Genomic DNA, 9,505 nt, shown 5'->3' with positions numbered 1-9,505 from the left:
GCCCGCCGGCCCGCCCCGCCCTGGGGGCGTCGCCCGGGGTTTTTTTTGGTCCTTGGTGCTTGGGGTTGCCCCGCCCCCGCGGGGGTCCCCCCCCCCCCCCCCCCCCGGCTCAGAAACTGCGTTGTCAGACCTCGGCGTTGTCGGGGATCTCGCTCGAGACCACGGAGCCGCGGGCGTCGAGGTCGCGAAGCTGGCCCTCGATGTAGGCCTTGAGGCGGGCACGGTAGTCCCGCTCGAAGCCGCGGAGCTGCTCGACCTTGCGCTCGAGCACCGAACGCTGCTGCTCGAGGGCACCGAGCGTCTTGCGAGACTTCTCCTGCGCCTCGTTCACCAGACTGCTGGCCTCGATCTGGGCCTCCGCGATGATCTTGTCGCGCTGCTCGATGCCGTCCTGCACGTGCTTGTCGTGCATTTGCTGCGCCATCGCCAGCAGGCCAGCTGCCGACTCCGCGGTCTGCGTGACCGAGCCCTGGGCGGGCACCGCGGCGGGTGCGGGCTGCGAAGGCTCCGGCTTGACGACCTCGGCTGGCTTCGGCTCCGGCGCGGCGGCCGGCTTCTCAGCGGGGGCGCCAGGGCCCTTGGAGGTGAGCTCGGCGACCTTCTTCCGAAGCTCGTCGTTCTCCTGGTTCAGGCGGCGAAGCTCAATGACGATCTCGTCAAGGAAGTCATCAACCTCGTCCTGGTCGTAGCCCTCTCGGAACTTCGTCGGCTGAAACCGCTTGTTGACGACATCTTCTGGCGTCAGAGCCATCTGCTCACCTCTTTGATCTAGTCAGTCAGGGGCCTATCGCCACCTTGACTACCGTAACTGACGTGCGCCCGGTTGCTCCACTTGCACAGCATTCACACTGGTTTGGGGAGCACCGGGACCTTTTCTAGAACCTACGCGAGATTCCTGACGATTGCCATAGCAATGCTGACGGCGATGGCCAAGACGATAAAGCCCAGATCGAGACTCAGTCCGCCGAGCCGGACCGGACGGAAGAGCCTTCTGGAAAGCCGCATCGGCGGGTCGGTCACCGAATAGATCGCACTCGCTGCGATCAGAGACACTCCGCGCGGTCGCCACGAGCGCGCGAACGACTGGACCCAGTCATAGACGAGCCGCCCCAGGAGCGCAACGAAGAAGAGCTCGAGAAGCAAGTAGACGGCGACCCACAGAATGCTCACGTTGCTCAGCTCTGGTTGAAGAAGGCGGTCTGCCCGTCGCTGACCTTCTTGTCCTCGCCGAGCACCTCAATGCTCGAAGGGGTCAAGAGGAACACCTTGTTGGTGACACGCTCGATGCTGCCGTGCAGTCCGAACACGAGGCCTGCGGAAAAGTCCACGAGTCGCTTCGCGTCGGCCTCGCCCATGTCAGTGACGTTCATGATGACCGGGATGCCGTCGCGGAAGCTCTCGCCGATGATCTTTGCATCGTTGTAGGAACGAGGGTGAACGGTGGTGATCTGGCGCAGGCCGGCGTCATCGCGCACGGCGGCCGCTCGCTTGATGGGCGTCACAGGGGCGCGGTACTCCTCTACCTCAGCGGCTGCAGGCTCACGGGTCACCAGTGCCTGACGGCGTTCTTCGCGCTCGGTGTGCACCGGCTTGTCCTCTTCCGTACGTACGTGTTCCGGGCGGGCGTGCTCGGCTTCGGCCTCGAACTGCTCATCGCTGTCCGCGAGGCCGAGGTAAACCATGGTCTTGCGCATAACTCCGGCCATGCTCGACTCCTGTACTCGGGCCGCGCGGTCCTCGTGCACCGGGTCCCGGCCCTGATGGTCCCGACTCTTCAGAAGCTACAGCACACGTGGCCTCGGACCGAGCACATCGGTACCGATCCGTACGTGTGTCGCACCGGCTGCAACCGCCTGTTCAAGATCTTGGCTCATGCCCGCCGACACCATCGTCGCACGTGGATGGCTATTCCGCAGTTCCTGCGCGCATTCGGCGAGCCGGGCGAAGGCCGCCGCCGGATCCTCGCCGAGCGGCGCCACCGCCATGAGGCCCGCGAGACGCAGACCCGGCGAAGACTCTACGAGCTCGGCGAGCGGGTCGACCTCTCCCGGAAGGGCTCCCCCGCGACCGGTCGTCGCGTGGACAGCGAGATTCACCTGGATGAGGCAGTCGAGCGGGCGGCCGTCCCGCCTGGGGTCGGCCTCGACAGCCTTGGCCAAGGCCGAAACGAGCGACGTGCGATCGACCGAATGGACCGCATCGGCGTACCGGACGACGCTCTTCGCCTTGTTGGTCTGGAGCTGGCCGATGAAATGCCACGAGAGGCTCAGGTCTGCGAGCTCGGCGGCCTTCGCAGAGGCCTCCTGATCGCGATTTTCACCGACGTCCGTCACGCCGAGCTCGGCGAGCAGGCGAACATCGCCGGCGGGGTGGAACTTCGTCACCACGATGAGCTCGGGGCGGTCAGCGCGTCCCGCAGCCTGCGCAGCGGCGGCAATCCGCGTCCTCACCCGCTCGAGATTGGCCGACAACTGGTCGCGGCGCTCGGTCAGGAAGGCGTCAGACTCAGGCATGCGCCCACACCAGACCGACAAGGCGGCCCTCGCCTGGAGCGCGTCGATGGGAGAAGAAGCGCGTGTCCTCGAACGTGCAGGCCGCCGCCTCGGTGTGCACGGAAACCCCCGCTTCCCCCAGCTGACGGGAAGCGCCCGCCGGGAGGTCGAGCGCCGGAGTGCCCCAAGACGTCGTCGCCGCCGTTCCTGGAACGAGCTCCTCGACCTGAGCCCTCAGCTCGGCGGGAACCTCATAGCAACGCCCGCAGATGCTCGGCCCGATCCAGGCTTCGAGTTCCCGTGCGCCGGCCTCGCGAAGCGCAGCAACCGCGGTCGCCACCACGCCGGCGGCGAGCCCCACGCGGCCCGCGTGGACAGCTGCAAGGGCCGGGCGACCGTCATCGAATCGCCCCGCCAGAAGGATGGGGACGCAGTCCGCCACCATCACGGCGACGGGCACGCCGCGGGACAGCAGGGCATCTGCGACCGGAGCAGTGCCTGCGTCTTCGGCCCACACCGCCGTCGAACCATGAACCTGGTCCATGTACTGGACCCTTTCGATGCCCACCGCGTCGGCGAGAGCGGCGCGATGCCGGCGCACGCCGTCGTCGTCCGAGCCCACGTGGTAGGCAAGGTTTCCGGCGGAGACCTGCGTGAACGCGGCAGTGACGCCGGGACCGATGTCCCGGCGCCACCAGAAGAGGTCCGCCGTAAGCCTGCTGTCAGAAGACGGCGTGTGGATGCCGGACGTCACTTCAGGAAGTCGGGCACGTCAAGATCGTCGCGCGAGCCGGTGAGATCGTGTTCGACGACGGCCGGAAGCTCGACGTCGAAGCTCGAGTCGGCCGTCGCCGGGTGCGGCTGGTTCCACTGGCTCAGCCCGCTGTGACCGGCGGCAGGCTGGGCAACCGGACGCGCGGCCGATGCGGGGGGCGCGGCGGGCGCAGGCGGAGCGGCCTGCTTCGCCCGCGTGTCTTCAAGGGACGGCGACGTGGCCTTGACGTCATCGAACCCAGCGGCGATGACCGTCACGCGCGCCTCGTCGCCGAGGGCGTCGTCGATCACGGCGCCGAAGATGATGTTCGCCTCAGGGTGGGCGACCTCCTGGACGAGGCGGGCCGCCTCGTTGATCTCGAACAGGCCGAGGTCGCTGCCGCCCTGGATCGAGAGGAGCACACCGTGCGCCCCGTCGATCGATGCTTCGAGGAGCGGAGACGCGATGGCCAGCTCGGCGGCCTTGACCGCGCGGTCCTCGCCGCGCGCCGAGCCGATGCCCATGAGGGCGGAACCAGCGCCCTGCATCACGGACTTGACGTCGGCGAAGTCGAGGTTGATGAGACCCGGGGTCGTGATGAGGTCCGTGATGCCCTGGACACCGGAGAGCAGGACCTGGTCAGCGGAGCGGAAGGCGTCGAGGACGGAGACGTTGCGATCGCTGATCGAGAGCAGGCGGTCATTCGGGATGACGATGAGCGTGTCGACCTCGTCGCGGAGGGCCTCGATCCCGTTCTCCGCCGAGGTTGCACGGCGCCGGCCCTCGAACGTGAAGGGACGGGTCACGACGCCGATGGTCAGCGCACCGAGGGAGCGGGCGATGCGTGCGACGACGGGCGCACCGCCAGTGCCCGTTCCACCGCCCTCGCCGGCGGTCACGAAGACCATGTCGGCCCCGCGCAGCACTTCTTCGATCTCGTCCGAGTGGTCCTCGGCGGCCTGGCGGCCGACCTCCGGATTCGCACCTGCGCCGAGACCGCGAGTGAGCTCGCGCCCCACGTCGAGCTTGACGTCTGCGTCGCTCATGAGCAGCGCCTGGGCGTCGGTATTGATGGCGATGAACTCCACACCTCGCAGACCGACTTCGATCATGCGGTTGACTGCGTTCACGCCACCGCCGCCAATGCCGACGACCTTGATGACGGCCAAGTAGTTCTGCGGTGCTGCCACGTTGAGTGTCCCTTGTTCGAAAGCCTGCTGGGTCTGCAAGAGGCTTGAAGCCCACAACCTTAACCCTCAGGTGGAAGGTTATAGTTATGTCAACTAGCTCTTGTGAAGACGGTATTTGTCGTGATTCGCGCGTGCAACGACCCCGCTGGCGTGTCGCGCGCATTGCGCTGCCATCGCGCAGACAGAAGCTGTCGCCTCACTGCCTCACCGTGTCACCGGATGCCGCGGGACGCTGACGTCGAAGACATTCACGGGCGCCTGCCCCTTCACCGGGTTCTCGGCGTTCTTCATGAGCGCTTGGAGGACCTTCGCCTTGAGGTCACGGTCCTGCGAGTTGCCCCACACCACGGTCTTCCCGTTCGAGAGCTTCAGCTGGACCGAATCGACCGAGTCCGCGGAGGCCGTGGCCATCTGTCCGAGGACCTCCGCCGGGAGGGCCGAGAGCACACCCGTCACGGCGAGGAACGTCTCATGCGACATGTGCGCGCCTTGGGGATCGATGACCGGGACGGGGAAGGCCGATTGGTCCTTGGCAGTCGTGATTTCCACGCCATCGCCGTCCACCACGGAGAACGCGTCCCCCTGCTTCACGAGCGCCACAGGCACGCGCTCAACCACCGTGACATGGAGGGTGTTGGGAGGAACCGCCTGAGTGCGGACGGACTTCACCTGGACGATCGGCAGCACGAGACGGCTGACGTCGTCCGGCCCGACCTGCGGCAGCGGTCGCCCCACGAGCGGAGCAAGCGCCCCCTGCACCTGGGCGGGCGCGAGCATCTTGGTACCGTCCACAACGATGGTCCGAACGGCGAGCACCGGGGTGAACACGAGAACCGCCAGGAGTCCCGCGACGAGGGCGACGACGGCCCCCGCCACGAGGACGGCTCGCCGACGGACCCGCTTCGCCTGCGGAACCGGGAAGGCCACGATCTCGGCCGCGCTTCCCGGATCACGCGAGTCGCCCCTCCTCGCCGCGACGCTTCTCCTGCTCGGGAAGATCTTCCTCTCGGGCTTCGGCTTCCGACTCGCCGGTGCACGCTCATTCTCGGCTTCGGTCAGCGGATGAAGGACGGTGACCTTCGCCGAGTGCCCCAGGTGGCGGCGTTCTTCCCGATCGCCGAGGACCTCGTCGAGGTCGACGCGGGACGACGGCCGAGACTGAGGCTGAGAGGACTGAGACTCGGAAGACGGAGGCGAAGGGACGCGCGGGACCCTGGGCTTTCGCGGGCTAGGTGACATGGCGTCCCTCCCCGCCCACCTCGCGTCCGCGCAGCGCCTCGAGAATTGCTGGCCCCTGAGCTGTCACGTCCCCAGCCCCGACCGTGATCACGATGTCCCCGGCGGCCGCATCCGAGGCAATCATGCGGACGGCGTCTCCCGGCGATGGCGCGTAGGCACCGGGACGAAGGGCCGCCGTGATGAGCTCGCTTGTCACCCCAGGGATGGGATCCTCCCGAGCGGGATAGATGTCCAGGACGCGCACGCTGTCCGCTGCAGAAAGCGCCGCAGCGAATTCGGCAGAGAACTCGCGGGTGCGCGAGAAGAGGTGCGGCTGGAAGAGCACGTGCACGCGGCCTGACCCCGCGACGCTCCGCGCCGCAGCGAGGGCGGCCCGAACCTCGGTCGGGTGATGTGCGTAGTCGTCATACACACGGACCCCACTCGCCTCGCCCTTGAATTCGAAGCGGCGGGCGGCGCCGCTGAACGTCGCGAGGGCGGCCGCAGCGCGCTCCGGGTCAGCGCCGAGACCCAGGACGACGGCGGCGAACGCGCCCGCTGCGTTGCGGGCGTTGTGCAGCCCCGGCACCGCGAGAGGAAGCCGGAAACGTCGGCCGTCCCAGACGAGGAAGGTTCCATCGGAGCCGGATTCGAGACGCACGTCCGCGTCGTCCGCCGTGCCGTAGACGACGACGCGCGGGCCGGCGCCGCCCGCCGTCGAACGCCTCCGCTCGGCAACTCCCCGAGCGCCGTCGTCATCAGCACACGCGACCAGCAGCCCCTCGTCGGGAAGGAGCCCCGCGAAGTCATCGAAGGCGGCGTGGACCGCGGCCGCCGTCCCGTAATGGTCCAGGTGGTCCGCCTCGACGTTCGTGATCACCTCGACGAGCGGGCGGTAGTTGAGGAATGAGCCATCGGACTCATCGGCTTCGGCAACGAACACGTCCGTGGTCCCGTGGGCGGCGTTGACTCCCAGTGCCGGCACGTTGGCCCCGATCGCGAAGCTCGGGTCCAGCCCGGCACCGCGCAGCATCCAGGTGGCCATCGTCGTCGTCGTCGTCTTGCCATGGGTTCCGGCGACGGCGAGGACTCTGTTCCCGGCCATGGCAGCGGCCAGCCCCTCCGACCGGTGGAGGATCCGCAGGCCACGAGCGCGGGCCTCGCCGACCTCGGGATTGTCGGGCCGGATCGCGGAACCCACGACGAGCGTGTCCGCGTCTCCCACGTGATCGGCGTGGTAGCCGACGGCGATTCGCGCACCGAGCGCGGCCAGGTCCCGCATGACCGGAAGGTCCTTTGCGTCCGAGCCGCTCACCGGCACCCCGCGCGCGACCATGACCCGCGCTACCGCCGACATCCCGACGCCGCCCACTCCCACGAAGTGGACGCTTCCGAGCTCAGCCAGAGCCGTGCCGACCGTCTGTCCCTGACCGCTCACTCCGTCGCCGCCTCCATCACCATCGTCGCCATCGCCTCATCCGCGTCGCGCACACCGTGCGCTCGGGCCTTCTCCCCCATCTCCTCGAGCTTCCGGGGGTCCTTGAGCAGCGGCAGGGCCTCACGTTCGAGCCACCCGGGCGTGAACTCCGCATCCCGCACAAGCTTCGCCGCGCCCGTCTCGACGAGTGCATGCGCGTTGAGGGCCTGTTCTCCGTTGCCGATCGGCAGAGGGACGAAGACGGCCGGGAGCCCCACTGCGGCCACCTCGCACACGGTTCCCGCGCCCGCCCGGCACACGATGAGGTCCGCGGCGGCGTACGCCTGCTCCATCCCGTCGACGTACGCGACCTGATGGTAGCCGGGAGCGGCGAGCGGCGTTCCATCGTCCCGGGTGACTTCCTTGCCGCGCCCGGTGATGTGCAGGGTCTGGATCCCCGCCGAGGCGAGTGCGGGCAAGGACTCCGCGAGGGTGCGGTTGATGCTCAACGCACCCGAGGACCCGCCCGTCACCACGAGGGTGGGGAGCTCTGGATCCAGCCCCAGGAAGCGCCGGGATTCGTCCCGCATCTCCGCCCTGTCCAGAGTGGAGACCTCGCGCCGCATGGGCATCCCGACCACGCGGGCGTGGCGCAGCCTGGTCTCGGGGAACGCTGTCCCCACTCTCGTGGTGAACAGGGCTCCCACCCGGTTTGCGAGCCCCGCGCGTGTGTTGGCCTCGTGGATCACGATCGGCGTTCCCCGACGACGGGCGGCGAGGTACATAGGAGTGCACACATAGCCGCCCACACCGACGACGACGTCCGCCCCCGCTTGGTCGAGGACCCGCTCAGCCTGGCGCACCGCGCCGGCGAGCCGCTTGGGCAGCCGGAGGAGGTCAAGGCTCGCGCGGCGCGGAAGCGGTACGCGGTCGATGGCAGCGAGCTCGAAGCCCGCCTCGGGGACGAGGCGGGTCTCCATGCCCGAAGCGGTGCCGACCGCGAGGATCCGCGACGTGGGGTCGCGCCGGACAATAGCGCGCGCGATCGCAAGCAAGGGACTGATGTGCCCGGCCGTCCCCCCTCCCGCGAGCACCACGGAGGGGCCCGAGCGGGGCTCGGGCGCGCTCGTACGGACGGGGTCCTCGTTGGGCATCGGAGACCTCATGGGCATTGCTAGGTGCTGGCCTTCCGCTTTGTCGCCTTCTGCGCGGCGGCTGGCCTGCGCAGTGTCCACCGGGGGCGCCCCGCCGTGGCGGGCCGCATCTCCTCCCGGGCCAAGGACAAGACTACGCCGACGCCGCAGAGGCAACTGACGAGCGCCGAACCTCCCGAGGAGATGAACGGCAGAGGCACGCCGATGACGGGAAGGAGTCCCGTGACCATCGCCATGTTGAGAGCTGCCTGCCCCAGGAGCCATGCCATGATCGTGCCGGCCAGCACGCGCGGGAAGAGCTCCTTCTGGCGGATCACCACGCGGAAGATCGCCACCGCGAGAACCGCGAACAGGGCCAAGACCAAGAGGGTGCCGAAGAGGCCGAGCTCCTCCCCCAGCACCGAGAAGATGAAGTCGTTCTGCGCCTCGGGAATCCAGTTGTACTTCTGCCGGCTCTGACCGAGGCCCACGCCGAGCCAGCCGCCCGAGGCGAGGCCCTGGAGGCCGTTCTGGACCTGGTAGGTGAAGTCTGCATCCTGGCTGCACTCGGCCGGAGTCTGGCCCACCCACGCGTAGATGCGGCACATGCGGTTGGCGCTCGTGACGGCGAATCCGATCGCGCCGACCGTCATGATGGCACCGCAGACCGCGAAGATCCGTGTTGGCACCCCGCCGAAGAACAGGGCCGCGGCCATGACGAGCAGGATCACGAGCGTCGTGCCGAGGTCGTGCCCCCAGATGACGAGTCCCGCGACACCGAGGCCCATGGGCACCACCGGCACGAGGGCGTGCTTCCAGTTGTGCAGCAGGCTGGCCTTCTTCGTCAGGATCGTGGCCATCCAGAGCGCCAGGAGCAGCTTGGCGAACTCCGACGGCTGCAGGCTGAAGCCCGCGACGTCGATCCAGTTGCGATTGCCGAGGACCCGCTTTCCCACGAGCTGGACCAGCACGAGGAGCACGAGGGTCACCCCGATGCCCGGCCAGGCCAGCCGTTTGAGCCACCGCACGTTGATCCTCGAGATGATGAACATCCCGATGACGCCGATGATGCCGAACACGGTCTGCTTGAGCGCTGCGCTGTAGGGGCTCTCCCCGAGCGCAATGCTCTCGACGCTCGAGGCGGAGAGCACCATCATGATGCCGATGGCAGTCAGGGCAAGGGTCGACCCCAGGATGAGGTAGTAGCCGGCCCCGGAACCGAGGGGCCCGGGGCCTTCGAGGCGCCGCCACAGCGACTGCGCGGTCCCTCCGGGCCGCTCCTGCTGCGCTGTGGCCATCCT

Annotated in this window: 10 protein-coding genes; all 10 read right to left on the bottom strand. The window is 68.4% G+C overall.

Annotated elements, in window-relative coordinates:
• Positions 1-124: 124 nt before the first annotated feature.
• Positions 125-751 carry a DivIVA domain-containing protein gene (locus ACTHL9_RS02080; protein ID WP_440517002.1) on the bottom strand — a complete coding sequence of 209 codons (627 nt, stop codon included), beginning with the start codon at positions 749-751 and terminating at the stop codon, positions 125-127.
• Between the two features lie 131 nt (positions 752-882).
• Entirely contained in the window at positions 883-1,170 is a 288-nt protein-coding gene (locus ACTHL9_RS02075) for a YggT family protein (RefSeq protein ID WP_440517001.1), read from the bottom strand.
• A 5-nt stretch (positions 1,171-1,175) separates the two neighbouring features.
• Complete coding sequence (locus tag ACTHL9_RS02070; protein WP_440517000.1) at positions 1,176-1,706, bottom strand: cell division protein SepF; 531 nt, start codon at positions 1,704-1,706, stop codon at positions 1,176-1,178.
• Between the two features lie 75 nt (positions 1,707-1,781).
• A complete protein-coding gene (locus ACTHL9_RS02065; RefSeq protein WP_440516999.1) occupies positions 1,782-2,513 on the bottom strand; it encodes a YggS family pyridoxal phosphate-dependent enzyme in 732 nt (243 codons plus the stop codon).
• Positions 2,506-3,246 carry a polyphenol oxidase family protein gene (locus ACTHL9_RS02060; protein ID WP_440516998.1) on the bottom strand — a complete coding sequence of 247 codons (741 nt, stop codon included), beginning with the start codon at positions 3,244-3,246 and terminating at the stop codon, positions 2,506-2,508. Before ACTHL9_RS02060 ends, ACTHL9_RS02065 begins: the two co-directional genes overlap by 8 nt.
• Positions 3,243-4,436 (bottom strand): cell division protein FtsZ, encoded by a 1,194-nt coding sequence (ftsZ, locus tag ACTHL9_RS02055; protein ID WP_440516996.1) that lies wholly within the window; start codon positions 4,434-4,436, stop codon positions 3,243-3,245. Before ftsZ ends, ACTHL9_RS02060 begins: the two co-directional genes overlap by 4 nt.
• Positions 4,437-4,640: 204 nt before the next feature.
• Positions 4,641-5,675 carry an FtsQ-type POTRA domain-containing protein gene (locus ACTHL9_RS02050; RefSeq protein ID WP_440516994.1) on the bottom strand — a complete coding sequence of 345 codons (1,035 nt, stop codon included), beginning with the start codon at positions 5,673-5,675 and terminating at the stop codon, positions 4,641-4,643.
• Positions 5,665-7,092 carry a UDP-N-acetylmuramate--L-alanine ligase gene (murC, locus tag ACTHL9_RS02045; protein WP_440516993.1) on the bottom strand — a complete coding sequence of 476 codons (1,428 nt, stop codon included), beginning with the start codon at positions 7,090-7,092 and terminating at the stop codon, positions 5,665-5,667. The genes ACTHL9_RS02050 and murC overlap by 11 nt, the downstream gene beginning before the upstream one ends.
• Positions 7,089-8,225 (bottom strand): undecaprenyldiphospho-muramoylpentapeptide beta-N-acetylglucosaminyltransferase, encoded by a 1,137-nt coding sequence (gene murG / locus ACTHL9_RS02040; protein ID WP_440516992.1) that lies wholly within the window; start codon positions 8,223-8,225, stop codon positions 7,089-7,091. Before murG ends, murC begins: the two co-directional genes overlap by 4 nt.
• A 20-nt stretch (positions 8,226-8,245) precedes the next feature.
• Positions 8,246-9,502 carry a putative lipid II flippase FtsW gene (ftsW, locus tag ACTHL9_RS02035; protein WP_440516991.1) on the bottom strand — a complete coding sequence of 419 codons (1,257 nt, stop codon included), beginning with the start codon at positions 9,500-9,502 and terminating at the stop codon, positions 8,246-8,248.
• Positions 9,503-9,505: the final 3 nt, after the last annotated feature.

Origin of the sequence: Sinomonas sp. (assembly GCF_051955515.1) — a bacterium.
GTDB lineage: Bacteria > Actinomycetota > Actinomycetes > Actinomycetales > Micrococcaceae > Sinomonas.
Note: the sequence above shows the minus strand (reverse complement) of the source record. Positions and strands in the feature narration are given on the sequence as shown.